15 protein-coding genes are annotated in these 17,204 nt (G+C 35.0%); 2 read left to right on the forward strand and 13 right to left on the reverse strand.

Features of this window, described 5'->3' with window-relative positions:
* Window positions 1–106 precede the first annotated feature (106 nt).
* The gene (locus tag KAOT1_RS11295; RefSeq protein ID WP_007094943.1) at window positions 107–2,449 is read right to left on the reverse strand and encodes a T9SS type A sorting domain-containing protein; all 2,343 of its coding nucleotides are present in this window, start codon (window positions 2,447–2,449) and stop codon (window positions 107–109) included.
* 219 nt (window positions 2,450–2,668) lie between these two features.
* Here KAOT1_RS11295 and KAOT1_RS11300 point away from each other — a divergent pair, with 219 nt between their 5' ends.
* The gene (locus KAOT1_RS11300) at window positions 2,669–3,202 is read left to right on the forward strand and encodes a DUF2059 domain-containing protein (protein ID WP_040560030.1); all 534 of its coding nucleotides are present in this window, start codon (window positions 2,669–2,671) and stop codon (window positions 3,200–3,202) included.
* A gap of 193 nt (window positions 3,203–3,395) precedes the next feature.
* Here the strand turns inward: KAOT1_RS11300 and argS are convergent, their stop codons facing one another.
* The 3 genes from argS to KAOT1_RS11315 form a co-directional block, all read right to left on the reverse strand.
* A complete protein-coding gene (argS, locus tag KAOT1_RS11305) occupies window positions 3,396–5,174 on the reverse strand; it encodes an arginine--tRNA ligase (protein ID WP_007094945.1) in 1,779 nt (592 codons plus the stop codon).
* A 450-nt stretch (window positions 5,175–5,624) separates the two neighbouring features.
* The gene (locus tag KAOT1_RS11310) at window positions 5,625–6,038 is read right to left on the reverse strand and encodes an RrF2 family transcriptional regulator (RefSeq protein ID WP_007094946.1); all 414 of its coding nucleotides are present in this window, start codon (window positions 6,036–6,038) and stop codon (window positions 5,625–5,627) included.
* A 164-nt stretch (window positions 6,039–6,202) separates the two neighbouring features.
* Window positions 6,203–6,769 (reverse strand): hypothetical protein, encoded by a 567-nt coding sequence (locus KAOT1_RS11315; protein WP_007094947.1) that lies wholly within the window; start codon window positions 6,767–6,769, stop codon window positions 6,203–6,205.
* 208 nt (window positions 6,770–6,977) lie between these two features.
* Here KAOT1_RS11315 and KAOT1_RS11320 point away from each other — a divergent pair, with 208 nt between their 5' ends.
* Window positions 6,978–8,423, forward strand: a complete 1,446-nt coding sequence (locus KAOT1_RS11320) for a hypothetical protein (RefSeq protein ID WP_007094948.1) — start codon at window positions 6,978–6,980, stop codon at window positions 8,421–8,423.
* Between the two features lie 145 nt (window positions 8,424–8,568).
* Here KAOT1_RS11320 and ctlX read toward each other — a convergent pair whose 3' ends face one another.
* From ctlX to eno, 9 genes are all read right to left on the reverse strand, one after another.
* The gene (gene ctlX, locus KAOT1_RS11325) at window positions 8,569–9,504 is read right to left on the reverse strand and encodes a citrulline utilization hydrolase CtlX (protein ID WP_007094949.1); all 936 of its coding nucleotides are present in this window, start codon (window positions 9,502–9,504) and stop codon (window positions 8,569–8,571) included.
* 170 nt (window positions 9,505–9,674) lie between these two features.
* A complete protein-coding gene (locus KAOT1_RS11330) occupies window positions 9,675–10,487 on the reverse strand; it encodes a hypothetical protein (protein ID WP_007094950.1) in 813 nt (270 codons plus the stop codon).
* Window positions 10,488–10,624: 137 nt separating this feature from the next.
* The gene (locus KAOT1_RS11335; protein ID WP_007094951.1) at window positions 10,625–11,539 is read right to left on the reverse strand and encodes a dimethylarginine dimethylaminohydrolase family protein; all 915 of its coding nucleotides are present in this window, start codon (window positions 11,537–11,539) and stop codon (window positions 10,625–10,627) included.
* Window positions 11,540–11,612: 73 nt separating this feature from the next.
* Window positions 11,613–12,902 carry a citrate synthase gene (locus KAOT1_RS11340; protein ID WP_007094952.1) on the reverse strand — a complete coding sequence of 430 codons (1,290 nt, stop codon included), beginning with the start codon at window positions 12,900–12,902 and terminating at the stop codon, window positions 11,613–11,615.
* Between the two features lie 300 nt (window positions 12,903–13,202).
* Window positions 13,203–13,664 (reverse strand): hypothetical protein, encoded by a 462-nt coding sequence (locus tag KAOT1_RS11345; RefSeq protein WP_007094953.1) that lies wholly within the window; start codon window positions 13,662–13,664, stop codon window positions 13,203–13,205.
* A gap of 1 nt (window position 13,665) precedes the next feature.
* Window positions 13,666–14,187, reverse strand: coding sequence for a DUF350 domain-containing protein (locus KAOT1_RS11350; RefSeq protein ID WP_007094954.1), 522 nt, complete (start codon window positions 14,185–14,187; stop codon window positions 13,666–13,668).
* A gap of 12 nt (window positions 14,188–14,199) precedes the next feature.
* Entirely contained in the window at window positions 14,200–15,240 is a 1,041-nt protein-coding gene (locus KAOT1_RS11355; RefSeq protein ID WP_007094955.1) for a hypothetical protein, read from the reverse strand.
* A 175-nt stretch (window positions 15,241–15,415) separates the two neighbouring features.
* Entirely contained in the window at window positions 15,416–15,775 is a 360-nt protein-coding gene (locus tag KAOT1_RS11360) for a hypothetical protein (RefSeq protein WP_007094956.1), read from the reverse strand.
* Window positions 15,776–15,913: 138 nt separating this feature from the next.
* Window positions 15,914–17,203 (reverse strand): phosphopyruvate hydratase, encoded by a 1,290-nt coding sequence (gene eno, locus KAOT1_RS11365; protein WP_007094957.1) that lies wholly within the window; start codon window positions 17,201–17,203, stop codon window positions 15,914–15,916.
* Window position 17,204 lies beyond the last annotated feature (1 nt).

Here is a 17,204-nt window from a genome sequence, read left to right on the forward strand (position 1 = left end):
CTTTCAGATTTCCTCGAAAGTTATTCACTAAGAAAATCGACTTAAAACAAAACATCCGCTTTTCTGGAGAAAAACGGATGTTGTATTGTATTTAAAGTTTAAGTTTCTAGTATCTTATAATTTTTCTTGTAACAGTTGTATTTGTTTCTACATCTGTAATTCTGATGAAGTATAAACCTGCAGCTTCATTGCGCATAGAAAGCGTATTGTTTCCATTAGCAAAAGTTCCTGCTTGCATTCTTTGCCCAGTAACATTGCTTATTTCATACGTTATATTTGAGAAGTTGCTAATAGCAACGGTAAAGTCTGAAGAAGAAGGGTTTGGATATATACGTAAGCTGCTCGCTAAAGCATTTTCTCCAACGCTTAATGGTTCTGTTACTTTAAATAAGTTTGAAGTACTAGAAGCAAAAGATCCATCACCATTAATTAATATATTTCCTTCTCCATCTTCCAAACGATATGTTCCGTTTCCATATAAACAACAAATTCCATCACCGTATGAGTCATTTAATGTAAATGTATAACATTCGTCAAGCGTTGTGATTGTTACATCTTGAATTTCATCTGGTTGTGTACCATCTGTACCAACAGTAGTATATGGTCCACCACTTCCCACAACAGTTCCGTTAGAGTCTTCTAATGTCCAAGTTGTTTCAGCTCCGTAACGGTCTGGAGTAATGATTACCCGAATGGTTGTTACTTCAAATCCTTGAGGAATAGAGAAGTTTTTGACATTCGTATCATTTGTTGGCGACTGATCTGGGTTTCCACTCGGGTTAGATACAGAAGCTGTAAATGAATGTGCGCCTTCACCTGTTACAGGAATTGCTGATAAAGGAATGTCTTCCGTAGCATCAGTTGCTAAACTTCCTGTCCAGTTAATAACTGTTGGCGTGTCAGAATCTAACTGATATGTAATTGTTGCGCTTGTTAATGTTGTATTTCCAGCATTTCTAAGGCGTAATGTTGGTGTAATTGTTGCGTCACATAAGTTTGTTGGAACATTTAATACAGAAATTGCTGCATCAAAATCAAAAGTTTGTGTTGGTGGAAATTGCGTTAATGTTACAGGATTTGTTCCTGCTGGATCTAACCAGAATTTTAATTGTGTAGCATTGGTTGTTCCGAAATCCCATGAAACTCCAAAACGTCCATAAATATCAAAACCTCCGTTATCATTTGTTCCGGCGCATGCTGCAGAACCTCCAGAAAGTTTTCCGATGATTAATCCATCTTGGTCAAATAATGGTGAACCTGAAGAACCTGGCTCAGTTACTCCTAAATCCCAATCGGCAATTCGCCAAACTTCTGTATTAGGATTTCCATTAAAATTCGTTGTTTGTCTTGTAGCTCCTTGTAAGTCTACACATACTTTTTGAATATCTCCACTTGGATGATGTACACCAACATTTAATGATGGTACTGCAGAAGTAGAACGATTCCATCCTGCCCAAACTAAGTCAGCACTGTTGTTTGCGAAGAATGTAGCATCAGTAATTTCAATTAATGCCATATCTGATTGTGAGTTCGCAGCTCTTAAAATTCCTCCACTTGCTGTTTGTATAAAACCATTGTTTTGACTTGGCGCGTTGGTAGCACAGTCTGCCACAGATTCGTCACTTGCCCAGTTAAAACGGAAAGCCCATCCAGCAACCGAACCACCTAAACAGTGATTTGCTGTTAAGAAATAAGGTGTTCCATCGTTGTTGGTATTGTTTACCAATGCACCTGTACAGTTTCCACTTCCTCCGACAACGATCATCCCGACAGATCTTTTGGTAGCTTCTTTGATATCATGTGCATCTGAATTAAACGCTGAAATATCACAGTTTACATCAACATTACAAGGACCTGAATCATTTAATGCTTCTGGACCAACCATCCCATCTGGATATTGTAATGATCTGTATCCGTGTACTACGTTTCCAATATTTAAACGTCCTTGCCCTCTTACTTTTTTTGGTTCAAAATATTCAATCCAAATACTTTCTCCATCAACCATCCAAGTTCCTAAAATTTCTTCTGGACTGTTGTGTTGGTCAGTAAATACATTTAAGATTTGAGAACGATCGCCACTATATATATATACTTTTCCTCCTACGGGAATTCGGTAACGATCAAATACTAAGTTCATTGTTAAAGCTCCTGGGGAAATGAATTTGATTCTCCAAATACGATCGCCATTTGGCATGGTGTGCCATGTTCCTGCATTGTCTAGTCCGTAATCTACAAAATGATCGTAACCAAAACGCCATGGAATTGATTTATCTACATCATTTATAGCATCTTCTGCTCGTAATGGAGCTAAATTTGGTCTTTCAAATTCAATTGGAGTTACTTTTTCAATTGTAGGAATGTTCCAACTTTCTGGAGTAGGTCTTTGAGGATTTTGTGCTGATGCCTGAAATATAAAGGCTAGCAATAAGATAAAGGTAATTTTTTTCATAGTAAATAGTTAGCATTGATTAGTTAGCAATTTTTTTTGTCGGGAAATTAACAAAAAAATAACGTTTTTTGTCGATTTTTTTGAAATTATCACAATATTTTTTGGATGACTTGTAAGAATTTAACATCTTTCCACCAATTACAAGAAGATGCGTACTTTTTTGGAATACTTTTTGAAAAGCGATATCCTTGTAAAGCCTACCAGTTTTATTTTATAGATATGAAAAAAATATTGATTGCCGCGATTCTTTTTGTGAGTGTGTATACTTCTACTGCACAAACAGATCCTTATGTTGACAATGTAAAGCATTACTTAACGATTAATGGAACCCAACAACAATACGAAGGCGCTATTGATGCGATGTTTGATATGTTGAAGAAGCAGTTTAAGAGTTATGACATTCCAGAAACCGTTTGGAAAGAACTTCAAAGTGATAAGAAAGCACAGGTAGAAGATGTAAAAGCGATTTTGGTTTCCGCCTACAAAGCGTATTTTACGTTGAATGATATTAAAAAGATGACCGTTTTTTATGAATCTGCGGCAGCGAAACAAATGTTAGCAGATGCTTCAAAACTTACTAGCAAACAACGAGAACAAATAGGAAATTTTTACGACTCAGAAACTGGTCAGAAAATGATTGCTAGCAAAGATGGTCTGGCAGAGATAGAAGGAGAAATTTCTATGCAATGGAGCGGAGAATTGTATAAAAATGTACTAAGAAAGTTAGCTGAAAAAGGCTATAGTTTGAATTGATTTTCGCTGCGCTCAATTTAAGGATTCAAAAATTCAATGATTCAAAGTTTTTTCTGAGTTCACTATTTGATTTTATATGAAATGTAACAAGAATCCTTCTATAAAAAAATCGCTTAAACTGACATTTGAATGTCTGCTTAAGCGATTTTAGGATAATTTTATTGAGATCCTGAATGAGTTCAGGATGACAGCGTCACATTCTTTCAGGAACTTGAATTCCTAACAATCCGAATGCGAGTTTTATAGTGTCTCCAATTTTCTTAGAGAGTTGGACTCTGAACACTTTTTTTGCTTTATCTGTTTCTCCTAATATGGAAACCATTTGATAGTACGAACTGAATTCTTTTGAAAGATCAAACGCATAGTTTGCGATTAATGCAGGACTTTGATTGCTTGCTGCCGTTTGAATGACAGTAGGATAATTTTCCAATACTTTTAAAAGTTCTTTTTCCTTTTCGTGCAATTCAATGTTTGTGATTACTTCCGAATAATCAAAATTTGCTTTTCTCAAGATAGCGCGCGTTCTCACGTACATCATTTGGATAAAAGGACCCGAATCTCCATTGAAATCAATTGAATCTTCAGGATCAAATAGAATACGTTTTTTAGGGTCAACTTTCAGCATTTGATATTTTAATGCGCCCAATCCTATTTTGTTATGAATGCTATTTTTTTCTTCTTCTGAATAACCGTCTAATTTCCCTTTTTCGTTTGCAATTTGCTTTGCCGTATCAACCATTTCTTGCATTAAATCATCCGCATCAACCACAGTTCCTTCACGACTTTTCATTTTTCCGCTTGGTAAATCTACCATTCCGTATGATAAGTGATGTAAGTTTTTTGACCACTCAAATCCGAGTTTTTTCAAGATTAAAAACAATACTTTAAAGTGATAGTCTTGCTCATTTCCAACTGTGTAAATCATTCCGCCAATGTCTGGATAGTCTTTTACACGCTGAATTGCTGTTCCGATGTCTTGCGTCATATATACGGCAGTTCCGTCTGAACGTAATACGATTTTTTCATCCAAACCTTCTTCTGTCAAATCGCACCAAACCGAACCATCATCTTTCATGTAAAATACACCACTTACCAAACCTTCTTTTACAAAGTCTTTTCCTAAAAGGTAGGTATCACTTTCGTAATATAACGCGTCAAAATCGACACCCAAGTTTGTGTATGTCTCTGCAAAACCATCATAAACCCATTGGTTCATCTGTTTCCAAAGTGCTACTATTTCTTCATCTCCAGCTTCCCATTTACGCAACATTTCTTGTGCTTCTAGTAAAATTGGTGCTTCTTTTTTTGCATCATCTTCCGTTTTTCCTTCTGCAATTAATTGCGCTATTTCTGCTTTGTAAGCTTTGTCAAATGCTACATAGTAGTTTCCGACAAGTTTATCACCTTTTAATCCTGTAGATTGTGGTGTTTCGCCGTTTCCAAAACGCTGCCAAGCCAACATTGATTTACAGATGTGAATTCCACGATCGTTGATGATTTGCGTTTTGTATACTTTTTTTCCAGAAGCTTTAATGATTTCCGCAACACTGTAACCTAATAAGTTGTTACGAATGTGTCCTAAATGCAACGGCTTGTTTGTGTTTGGCGAAGAATATTCAACCATCACTGCTTTGTCTCCAGCTTTTGAAGTTTCATGTCCGAATGCATCATTTTTGTTTGCTTCCGCGAAGAAATTCAGGTAATATGAATCATCAATCACGAGATTTAAAAATCCTTTTACCACGTTGAAACGATTTACCGCAGCTACATTTTCTACTAAATACTGACCTAACTCTTGTCCGAGTTGTGCAGGATTCATCTTTTTAACGCGCAGCATTGGGAATACCACAACCGTGATATCACCTTCAAAATCTTTCCTTGTTGCTTGAAACTCTACAGTATTTAATGTAGCGTTGTACAAGGTTTCAAATGCTTCTTTGACTTTTTTCGTTAATACGTCTTGAATGTTCATTACTCCTAAAAAATTTAAGATGCAAAGATATCAATTATTGATTATGTATTACGAAAGTTGATAAGATAATTAACGTGAATGCTATATAACTAATTTCAATTTATATTTGTGATTATTTAAAAAACACTTCCATTTCTTAGTTCATTTTCAGCGTTTTATTTTCGTTTTCTTTGCTTACCCAAAGAATACTGAATCAAGTTCAGCACAGGCATCAACAAAAGAAAGGGAACTTTTAGTTCGTATGATTTCTATTTCCAATTATGGAACTCATGAATCTTTGATTTCCAGAGGTATTTTTAGTTTTTCTTTTTAGGGAAAAACTAAAATCGCATGAATTTTTCTAAATTTCTTCCAAGGTTTCAGAAATTTTTAACGAAAAATTCCTGCTATACTGCGGAAAAGAACTATTTCTTACGATAGTTCTTATATCCAACTCAAATTAATTGAGATTTACGAACTGGTAAGGTCTTCCAGCGTTTTATTATCTAAAACTGCCAACATGTTATCGCGTACTTCTAACATTAATTGGTGTAATCCGCATTTAGTTTCGTCTGGACAGTCGTCGCATTTTTCGTAGAAATTTAAGCTTACACAAGGCAACATTGCTATGGGACCTTCTAAGATACGAATGAGCGAAGCGATTTTGATTTCATCTGGTGTTTTTATCAAATAATAACCGCCTCCTTTTCCTTTTTTGGAACCTAAGAGACCATTATTTTTTAACTGTAATAGAATTGCTTCTAGAAACTTTTTAGAGATTTTTTCCTCCGTCGCTATTTCAGAAATTAGCACAGGTGCCTCATCTCCTTTTCTAGCAATATAAGTTAATGCCTTGAGTCCGTATTTTGTTTTTTTAGAAAGCATACAAATAAATTTCTTGTCTTGGTCATGTTTCGAGGCATTCCAATCTAATGGTAAAAATAAACGGTTGTTAGTTAAAAACAAAAGTATTCGTTAATAATATAGCTTTATAGAAGTAAATTTGAGAAAAGTGCTTATTTATTTTTCATTTTTCTGGTGTGTGTTAGCTATGAATTTTCGATATCTTCCTTACTCTCCTCCATTTTTTCCTCGTCATCTTCTGTATATAACATGTTTCGGTCTTCATCAAGACCTACAATTGCAATAATGTTTGTTACTGCTCTATAAAGCATCAAAATTACAGTAATCATCATTCCGCTAATGATTGATGAAAAGATGATATTCAACCAATATATAATACTAAACCAGCTTGTTGGCACTTCATCCGACTCGATAATCGGCATGTTAAAGAACTGAAATAGCATAAGTGCAGAAATGAAAAGAATAACATCAAATCGCGCAATGGTCAATACTTGCTTGTAATGCTTCTTTTTCAAGGTATTTTTAGATCCAGAACTTATACTTAATAAAGTTAGTAAAAGTGCTAGAATCGTTGCTGAAGCCAACACAATGGTGTTGCAAAGCATGTTGAGTCCTGATAGTGAACTCTCAAGTAATTGTTTTGCTTGATAACCAGAAATATTTCCTAATAGAAAAACACCAATTCCTGTAAAACTTGCAGCAATTAATCCTCCGAATAGTGAAATTTTGTGTGACTTTAAAAACTGTTTCATATGCGATGTACTATTGTTAAATGTACTTAAGATTACAAATGTACTGTTACCATGAAAGGATAATTATTGCATTTCAATTTTTGGTTGACTCAATTACCAAAATAGGACATTTTTTTCTTAGTGAAAATTTACGATTGAATGATAACCTACTGTATCCGTTTATTTTAGTACTTTAGCCAGCAATTATTAGAAATAATTAAACATTCACATGAAAAAAATCATATTTGTATTGCTTTTACTACCTGTATTAGCAATGAGTCAAAAAATTAAGATTAAGAAGAATAAGATACTTTTTGATAAGAAAGAAGTAGCCATTTTAGAAAAAGGAGACGAACGAAATAAACATACTTTTAAATATTTGTCTGGCGAGAAAGCGTTTGATGCACATTACAAGGCCATTTCTATTTCTTCTATTCAAGATCATCAGTATTTAGAAATGACTTCGGCTGATGGACAAAAAACAGAGATTCCGTATGAAATATTACAAACTTCGTTTAATTCTAAAAAAATCATCATTCGCTTGTTGAGTGAAAAGTATGGTTTGATTGATGCTGACGGAATTAATAAAGAAGCGGTTGCGGCATTTTTTGCAGAAGAACGTGAATCTATTAGTGAAAAGTATATGAAAGCGGCGGCTGAAGCAAAACTAGAAGCCGATAAACGTGCGCAAACTGTAGGTCGATACAAACCTTATGTAAAGCCAAACGGAACAATTACTTTTGGCGGATCGCAAGGAACAAAGATTGTTGGAAAGGTATATTATTCCGCTTCTGAGAATGCGTATGTGATTACTGATTTGGATGGAATTCGTGTCGCTTCTGCTACAGAATCACGTAAAACCGGTTCTACAGCTGCCGTTGCAAAAACGTATACGGACGAAACTTTTGAGTTCGACCATGGTTCTAAAACTATGTTTACGAATCGTTTTTCAAGAACTACCGGACAAATTTTCGTGGAAGAAATGGTAGGTCGTGGATATGTTTTTGGACGACAAGCTAAGAAATATATGAGCGATTTACGCAAAGAAAAGATTAAAATTGCCAAAGAAAATAGTGTGAATTTATATGGTGTTCCTGGAAGTATTACCGATAAGAAAGGAAAGAAATACACTGGAACTGTATATGTTATTTTTGAGAAATTACAGATTGAACCTGGACAACAAGTTTCAGGTTTACACGATATGAATTCTATTGACAATTACGGGAAATCGATTAGCATTCGTTATAAAAATGAAAAAGGAAGAACGCGTATTAAAAAGTTTTCTGCTAAAGATGGAATTTCATTTACTGCTACTGATGAAGGTGTTGAGAAAGAGTTTTTCGGAATGAAAACGAAAGGAAATGCTATGAAGAAATTATCAAATGCTGCAAACTTCGGATTCAACAATTCATATTTTTACGAAAAGATTTATGAGGAAAATGGAAATATGCTGTTGGTAAAACCTGGCGAAGAAGGAACATACGTAATTAAAGTGAAAAACGAGAAAGTAGGCTTTATGATTGACGATCGTAAAAACGAGAAAATTTCCAAAGCATTGGCAAAATATTTGAAGAAATGTAAGCAAGTTGCGAACGACTTAAAAGCGGGCGAATTTGATGTAAAGAATGAAGAAAATTTAAAACAAATCATTCAAGAGTATAATGATTGTAATTAATTTAATTTTGGAATTGAATGATTCAAAAATTGAATGATTTAAAAAACGCCTGAGAAGTGCTTTTCTCAGGCGTTTTTTTGTTTATACCTATTCAACTTAGCTCCATGAACTTTAATTGAACGGTTTATTGAGCGAAGTTGAAATATTATTTTTTAGGCAAGAAAACCTCAGCCATCATACAACGCGCACTTCCACCACCACAAGTTTCAATGGTTTCAATATCGCTGTATAAAATTTTACAGTGTTTCTCTATTGTTTGTATTTGAGTTGACGTGAGTGTTTTGTATGCAGATTGACTCATCACGAGATACGGTTCGTCATTCGTACCTAATACTTGCAGCATGTTTCCAGCAAAGTTTTCTACTTGCTTTTCTGTGATGATAATGAGTTCTTTTCCATCGTCTTTGAGATGTTTTTTAACGTTTTCACGTTCTTTTTTGTCATCAATACATTCCAAACAAATCACCGCAAATGTTTCCGCCAAACACATCATTACATTTGTATGATAAATGGCTTTTCGCTTACCTTCTACCGTTTGGTTTGCGGTAAATACTACTGGAGTATATTCAAAATCTTCGCAGAATTCTATAAATAATGCTTCGTCTGCTCTTGGCGACAGCGCACAATAGGCTTTTCTGTGAATTCTGTCGAGCGCCATACTTCCTGTTCCTTCTAAAAATACATCTTCTTCTTCCGCAGACGTATAATCGATCACATTTTCTATATGAAAACCTTGTGCTTCCAAGACTTCAAATACATCTTCCCTACGTTCTAAACGACGATTTTCAGCAAACATCGGATAGACTCCGACATTTCCACTTTGGTGAAAAGAAATCCAGTTGTTTGGAAAGATGGAATCTGGTGTATCTGGTTCGTCTGTATCTTGAATGACCACAACATTGACACCAATTCCGCGTAGTTTTTCTACGTACGCATCAAATTCTTGTTGCGCTTTCGATTGGACAGTTTTTGGTTTTACATCATCTAGTTCTTGTTGGTAATAATTATTTACCGCCGTTTGTTCGTTCATACGAAACGCTATCGGGCGCACCATCAGGATCGTGTTGGTAATTTGTCGCATGCTACCTAAGCTTTTTTTAAGTTACTTTTTAATGTCGTAAAGCTACGGAAAAACTAAAAAAATGCTAATTTAATTTCACTTTTTTCAATAGAATGATCTTAGAAATAATAACCTTTCAATTTTAATGCTAATTTGTCCTTTTATTTTTTCAATTTTTGGTTGTATTCTTTTTATAATTGATAGGTAAACCCTACATGATATGCGAATCCTTGAAACACATTTCTTCCAGTGATTGTGTAAGATGGCGCAATGTATATTCCTGATTTTTGAGAGAATGGATAGTGATAAGTTCCGCCAACTTTATGGTAATTGACACCAATTTCACGAAAGTTTTGAGGTCTTGGCGTTCCGCGATAGTCAATTCCGCCGAAAGAATATTGAAAGTCGTACCAGAAATCAAAATATCCTTTGGCACTTGCTTTTCCAAATTTGAAACCTATTGGAAAACTGTTTGGAACTTCTTCAAATTTGAATGAAAAACCGCTTTGTAAGTTGGCAAACCAACCTGATTGTTTTTGATAGTGGAGTAATGCACGAGTTTCTAGTATTTTTGCTTGTTGTCCTAAATCGTTCAATCCGCCAATTCGGTAATCGCTTACATTGAACGAGAAACCTGTAGCGAAAGAAAGTTCTAGTTTATCAGTTTTTACAGTGCTTTCTAGAGCTTTGTATTTGAGATAGATTTGCGCATCTTGCAGTCCATTTTGTTCACCACTTGATAAGTATGGTAAGGAAGCTTGTACGTTGAACCGATCATTAATTCCGTAAATTCCAAATAAAGAAACACTGTGTAAGTTTCTACTTAAATCACTTTTTTCTCTGCCGATGAAGTAGTTTTTGGAATCTTCAAATCCTGCGCCAAGTACTAAGGTCGTTTTTCCTTTTTGGTTGTAGAACCCGCTAATAGCACCTTGCGCGCTTGTTTGATACGAATTACTAAAAATGATGATACAACAACTTAGCTTTAAGAAATGTTTCCACATAGACTGAATTTTTATTTTTTAGTCTCTAAAATTGTGCAAACCTTACTTTTTTAGTGATGTTTCAAGTAAAATTTAAAGTTTGATTTGATTTGAAAAAGTATTTAAAATAACTTTTAATGGTATTAAACTCCCGCTATTTATGCTCTACGCAATGGCATTGTACTACATCGCAATAAACCTTCTTGCTTTGCAATTTCGGCATACGGTACTTTTTCTACTGTAAACCCTTTTTCTTCAAGCCACGTGTTTAAGCGTGTAAAGTTTTGTTCGGAAATGATAACTTCTGGTGAAATGGAAAATATATTACTGTTCATGTTATACATTTCGTCCTTTGTGATTTCGAAGATATTTTCTTTCCCAAAGAAATTTACCAACCATTCGTATTCATCTTCTACCAAGAAACCGTTTTTGTGTAGAATTGCTTTGTCTGTTCCGATAGGTTGAAAACAGCAATCTAAATGCAATGCGTTGTCTTTTGGTTCTGTATTGGACTTGCGTAACTCGAATGATTTTACAGTTTTGTTTGGGAATAATTCCTGTAATGCAATGACAGCATCTACATTTGTACGTGCGGTGATGTACTCTGGATAGTCTTCTCCTGAATAGGTTCCGACAAAAATATAATCGCCCCAAGGCATCACATCGCCACCTTCTACGTGTACTTCTTCTGGAAGTGTGATAACATTTTCTGGATTGATTTGGTCTATTACATGTTGAATTGCTTCTATTTCACGATCGCGATCGGGTAAGATATTTGATTTGATAAACTTGTCTTCAATGACAAAAGCGATGTCTCTTGCAAATATTTGATTGTAATCTTGAATGATTTTTGGACGAAATACTTGCACATCATATTTTTCAAATACAGCAGCTACGGCTTCCATTTCTGGCACCATATCTTTTTCTAGCGGATAGGTTCCTGCCAATACGTGTTGTTTTGATTTTGGATCGTAACAATCTTCAGCTTTTGGAGTAGGTCCGCAGCTTTCTGCAGTTCCAAGAACGACAGCTTTTAACTGAGCAGTTTCATCATTTACGTAAAGTTCTAACATGTAGTTTGGGATATATAGTAAAAAAGCTTCACAGATACGAAATCTATGAAGCTTTTTGATGTTATTTTATGATTTATCTGTTAGAGATATTTTTAAATTCTCTATGATTTTCACCAATGTATACTTGACGTGGACGACCGATTGGTTCTTTACGTAAGCGCATTTCTCTCCATTGTGCAATCCATCCTGGCAAACGTCCTAGTGCAAACATAACTGTAAACATTTCTGTTGGAATTCCCATAGCTCTGTAGATGATTCCTGAGTAGAAATCTACGTTTGGATATAGTTTTCTGTCTACGAAGTATTTGTCTTCTAGCGCTTCACTTTCTAATCCTTTTGCGATGTCTAAGATTGGATCTTCCACTCCTAAGTCACCCAATACCTCATCTGCAGCTTTTTTGATAATTGTTGCTCTCGGATCGAAATTTTTGTAAACTCTGTGTCCGAATCCCATTAAACGGAAAGGATCACTTTTATCTTTTGCTTTCGCCATGTATTTTTTAGTGTCTCCACCATCTTGACGAATTCCTTCTAACATTTCTAGTACTGCTTGGTTAGCTCCACCGTGTAATGGTCCCCAAAGTGCCGAGATTCCTGCGGCAAGCGAAGCAAATAATCCTGCGTGTGACGAACCTACGATACGTACTGTAGATGTAGAACAGTTTTGCTCATGATCTGCGTGTAAAATAAGTAATTTGTCTAACGCATTTACAACAATAGGATTTAGAGTATACGCTTCATTTGGTTGTTTGAACATCATTTTTAGTACGTTTTCTACGTAACCTAATGATGAATCGCCGTAATCTAATGGTAACCCTTGTTTTTTACGCATCGTCCAGGCAACTAATACAGGGAATTTTCCAAGTATTTTTACAATGGCTTTGTACATGTCTTCTTCTGAATCAACATTTACAGAAGACGGATTGAACGCTGTTAATGCGTTGGTAAGTGATGCTAAAACGCCCATAGGATGTGCGCTTTTTGGAAATGCATCTAGTATTTTCTTTACATCATCATCTACGACAGATTCTTTTTTGATGTCTTTATGAAATTTTTCTAATTGCTCTTTGGTTGGCAATTCTCCAAAGATTAATAAGTAAGCGACTTCAAGAAAGTCTGCCTTTTCAGCTAAGTCTTCGATAGCGTAACCTCTGTAGCGAAGCACACCTTTTTCTCCATCTAAAAATGTGATTCCACTTTGGCAAGAACCTGTGTTTTTGTATCCTGGATCAATTGTGATAACTCCACCTGTGGAGCCTCTTAATTTTTTGATATCAATAGCGATTTCATTTTCTGTTCCTTCAATAATTGGGAACTCATGTTTTTCACCATTAATTTCTAACGTAGCTATATTATCTGACATATTTTCTATAAGAATTTTTATTTTTTATCTGGATTGCTAAAATACGAAATATGTCGCGATTTATGAAAATACTTTACAAAGGATTTAACAATTAAGATATCATTAATATTTATAATTGTACTGAAGTGTTTTTTATGAATTTTATAATTGCTTTACTTCAAATTTCTCCACATTTCCCCAAGCTCTTTTTAAGAAATATTTGTTTTTTTAATGACTGTGTCGTTGAAATTTATCTTTAGAATGTAGAGACCCATAAATGAACTTACGGATTTATACTAAGCATTGTTTTGTATTGGTTTCTTATTCTTTTAGTTTTTTAAGAGTAGCTTCAACTAGTTTTCTGAATGTGAGAAGTGAGTTGGGTAATTTCAATCTATCTATAATGTAATCATCGATAAGCACCGTAGTTTTCTCTGTTCCTTTTGATATTTCTACGATAAGAATGTCTTGATAGTGACCAAAATTCTTTTGTAGACATTTCCACTTTTCATTATATATTTCTTTAGGAACTTTATGAAGTAGTTTTTTTGCTATTTCAAATTTTTCATTGGATGCTAATTGACCTCTGAATGTATATGTTTTATTGAATGTATTTTGTTCTCCCCATATTTCTCTTTTGTCAATAAATAGCTGATCCTTGCTAAGGTTATAGATAGCATATGTTTCTTCTCCATAACTATCGCTCGTGTAACGTCCAAAAGTTAGGCTATCTATCTCTTTTATATAGCTTCTACTAATGAAAGAATGAAACCATGACATCATTTTAAGCCGTGTATTCTATTACTGTTGGTTGTGGTAAAAAGAGTTCGATCAAAAATACGAGACTGTCTCTCGAAATGATGGTAATTGATATGATAATTGTGGTAAGTAAAATTGCGACCGCTAAATTGTTCTTTTTTAATTCGCCTACTTCATCTACATGTTTTGTGAGTGCTTTTGCCAACATAAATGAACTGAAATGAATGAGTCCGGCTAATAAGAATCCGATAAATAGTGATAGTGAAGAATATTTTAAGATTTCTACAAATAGATTTTCTTTCGCATGAATTTTCAACATTTCTATTGCGCCAATGATTGACGGAATGATTCCGCTTAGTAAATATCCTGTACTAAAGATGATTCCTGAAAAGAAAATACTTAATGCCAAGTTAGAGTCATTTAGGTTTTCTTCTTTTAGTTGGAAGATTCTGATGAGTACTTTATACGAAATGAAGAAAATGATAATTGCCAATACGATGGAAAGTACCATTTGGCTTAAGGCTAGATAGAATAAATCTGTGTTCATTGGTTTCTTTTTTTAGTTGACTAATACAAAATCCCAAAAATTAATATTGGATACATTGCTAGGTAAATACCCAATGGTACATCCTTTTGCAGTAGTTTCTACGAAATAATATTTTTTTCTGTTGTATGTTTTACTTTTTCCTCTTGCTGGCAAATTGATTCCTAATACAGAATGCCTATATTCATTACTATTTAGAATTGCGACATCGTAGTTGAATTTCGCCAAGATGACAAATAGCAATACTGTGCGCGAATCGCAATCTCCTGTAAGGTTTGCGCTGAATTCTGCCGGAGCAAAGATTCCCAAACGTACATTTCCCACACATGGATAGTCTTCCGTACCATCACATGGAGTCGATTTGATATAGTTGTATTGTATGTTTTGAATACTTGTAATGATGAATTCGGCAAATTTCCTACGGTTCATCTTTTTTTCTTTCTGTATTTTACTGAACGAAGTGTACAAATGTTCTAGTAGCGGACGATCGTGATCTGCCATGTTTTTGTAGAAATTTCCCCAAGTAAATTGTCGTGTGTAGCGATATTTTTCACGGTTTTGTTTGGAAGCTTGCACACCGTTTTCTGCAATTTTGAAATTCATCCGATACCAATCGCCATCAAAATCTTTCCATCGTAGTTTGTTGATAATGTATCGAATGGTTTTGTCACCCTCGGTAGTTTCTACTACTTCTGTTTTTGAGGTTTCTTCTTCTGTGATGATGGTTTCTCCTGTGTATCCTGCGTTGTGTGCTAAGATTGACATAATTACGGAGAATAGAATGATAACTGCTGCCGTACGTAAGAAATCAAAAAAGAGGTGTTTGAAAGCTGCTGTATTGGAACTTGGTTTTCGTTTCACTTTTTTCCAAAGGTATCGCAAAACAAAGAAGCCACTTATTGCCAATACTAATAAGGACATGCCTTCTATTTGAACCTCTATTCCTAGAAAGATCAGGATAAGAATTAAAAAACCTGTTGCTAATAGTGCCAAAGATCCCGAAAGGAATCGTTGAAAAGCAACTATACAACCATGTGGTTTTTTGTGTTCTGACATTCGATAAAGATAGTATTTTTTTGTTTTTTGAAACTTCAAATACACTTAGAAACTTCCTAATACCTAATTTCCAAAATCCAATACCTGATTAGCTTGTTTACCAACATGTATACGGAAACTCACGCTAACACTTGAAATTTCTCAACACCAAAGACTCAAGATCTGATATCTGACCTTATTCCTCCGTTAATTCTCCATTATCAATTGCTTCTTTTAAGTCTACAGTAATGTATTTGTGACTGTTGAAGAATGATTTTCCAGAGGTTAGTTTTACCGTAGCAATAACACTTCCGTCATCTTTCTTTTTGATAGAAGTTATTTCTACTTTTTGACCAACGATATTTTCGTAGTTAGGCAATCCACCTTTTTTTCTGATAAAGTTTTCTTTGGGAAAGTGAATGTGTTCGTAGTTATTGTTTTGAACTTCGCTTATGATAAATGTATCACCAATGTTGGTTTTAGCATCTGTATTTTGCGCATATGTAATACAGTAAAAGAGACTTAGTATAAAAGTTAGTATTATTTTATTCTTCATATTTATAGGTTTTTAGTATTGAACTCATCTTGACTTTTTCTGTTTCCTAAAAAACGGTCAAAACGAGTTCATTTAAAAATAATCAAAAAAAACGAGTTCTAAAAAAGAACCCGTTTTTTATTTCTGTGCTTTTAAGCATTATTTTATTTTGAAAGCTTTGTCTTGTGGATAGTATGCCACAGCTCCCAATTCTTCTTCGATACGTAATAGTTGGTTGTATTTTGCCATTCTGTCTGAACGTGAAGCTGAACCCGTTTTTATTTGTCCTGTGTTTAATGCTACGGCCAAATCTGCAATAGTGTTGTCTTCTGTTTCTCCAGATCTATGTGACATTACCGAAGTGTATCCAGCATTGTGCGCCATGTTTACTGCAGCAATAGTTTCTGTTAGTGTACCAATTTGGTTTACTTTGATAAGAATTGAGTTAGCCGTATTGCTTTCAATTCCTCTTGACAAACGTTCTACATTGGTTACAAATAAATCGTCTCCGACTAATTGTACTTTGTCTCCAATTTTTTCCGTGAGGTATTTCCAACCTTCCCAGTCGTTTTCGTCCATTCCATCTTCAATAGATATGATTGGGTAGTTTGCTGCTAGTTCTGCTAAATAATCTGCTTGCTCTTGAGACGTTCTTACTTTTCCTGTTGATCCTTCAAATTTTGAATAGTCATAAGCGCCATCTACATAAAATTCCGCCGCAGCGCAATCTAAAGCAATCATTACTTCATCGCCTAGTTTGTATCCTGCATTGGCAACAGCTTTTGAAATGGTGTCTAAAGCATCTTCCGTTCCGTCTAAAGTTGGTGCAAAACCACCTTCATCACCAACAGCCGTACTTAAACCTCTGTCGTGTAATACTTTTTTAAGATTGTGAAAGATTTCAGTTCCAATTTGCATGGCATGTGTAAAGTTTTTAGCTTTTACCGGCATGACCATAAATTCTTGAAATGCGATTGGTGCATCTGAATGTGAACCTCCGTTGATGATGTTCATCATTGGTACAGGAAGTGTGTTTGCAGAAACGCCTCCGATGTATCTGTATAAAGGCATTCCCAATTCGTTTGCTGCGGCTTTTGCTGCAGCAAGTGAAACACCTAAGATGGCGTTTGCCCCGAGATTTCCTTTGTTTGGTGTTCCATCCAAATCAATCATCGCTTTGTCAATATGATTTTGCTCAAATACAGAAATCCCCAAGAGTTCTTCTGCAATGGTTGTATTTACATTTTCAACAGCTTTACTAACTCCTTTTCCCATGTAAGCATCTCCACCATCTCTTAATTCTACTGCTTCGTGTTCTCCGGTAGATGCGCCAGATGGTACGGCAGCTCGTCCTAATACTCCATTTTCAGTGACTACATCTACTTCAACAGTAGGATTTCCTCTTGAGTCTAATATTTGCCTTGCGTGAATGTTAATAATTCTGCTCATT

Origin of the sequence: Kordia algicida OT-1, assembly GCF_000154725.1 — a bacterium.
Classification (GTDB): domain Bacteria; phylum Bacteroidota; class Bacteroidia; order Flavobacteriales; family Flavobacteriaceae; genus Kordia; species Kordia algicida.

Coding starts and splice junctions, on each gene's coding strand:
- KAOT1_RS11295 (WP_007094943.1), bottom strand. CDS start 2,449: ATGAAAAAAATTACCTTTATCTTATTGCTAGCCTTTATATTTCAGGCA.
- KAOT1_RS11300 (WP_040560030.1), top strand. CDS start 2,669: ATGAAAAAAATATTGATTGCCGCGATTCTTTTTGTGAGTGTGTATACT.
- argS (WP_007094945.1), bottom strand. CDS start 5,174: ATGAACATTCAAGACGTATTAACGAAAAAAGTCAAAGAAGCATTTGAA.
- KAOT1_RS11310 (WP_007094946.1), bottom strand. CDS start 6,038: ATGCTTTCTAAAAAAACAAAATACGGACTCAAGGCATTAACTTATATT.
- KAOT1_RS11315 (WP_007094947.1), bottom strand. CDS start 6,769: ATGAAACAGTTTTTAAAGTCACACAAAATTTCACTATTCGGAGGATTA.
- KAOT1_RS11320 (WP_007094948.1), top strand. CDS start 6,978: ATGAAAAAAATCATATTTGTATTGCTTTTACTACCTGTATTAGCAATG.
- ctlX (WP_007094949.1), bottom strand. CDS start 9,504: ATGCGACAAATTACCAACACGATCCTGATGGTGCGCCCGATAGCGTTT.
- KAOT1_RS11330 (WP_007094950.1), bottom strand. CDS start 10,487: ATGTGGAAACATTTCTTAAAGCTAAGTTGTTGTATCATCATTTTTAGT.
- KAOT1_RS11335 (WP_007094951.1), bottom strand. CDS start 11,539: ATGTTAGAACTTTACGTAAATGATGAAACTGCTCAGTTAAAAGCTGTC.
- KAOT1_RS11340 (WP_007094952.1), bottom strand. CDS start 12,902: ATGTCAGATAATATAGCTACGTTAGAAATTAATGGTGAAAAACATGAG.
- KAOT1_RS11345 (WP_007094953.1), bottom strand. CDS start 13,664: ATGATGTCATGGTTTCATTCTTTCATTAGTAGAAGCTATATAAAAGAG.
- KAOT1_RS11350 (WP_007094954.1), bottom strand. CDS start 14,187: ATGAACACAGATTTATTCTATCTAGCCTTAAGCCAAATGGTACTTTCC.
- KAOT1_RS11355 (WP_007094955.1), bottom strand. CDS start 15,240: ATGTCAGAACACAAAAAACCACATGGTTGTATAGTTGCTTTTCAACGA.
- KAOT1_RS11360 (WP_007094956.1), bottom strand. CDS start 15,775: ATGAAGAATAAAATAATACTAACTTTTATACTAAGTCTCTTTTACTGT.
- eno (WP_007094957.1), bottom strand. CDS start 17,203: ATGAGCAGAATTATTAACATTCACGCAAGGCAAATATTAGACTCAAGA.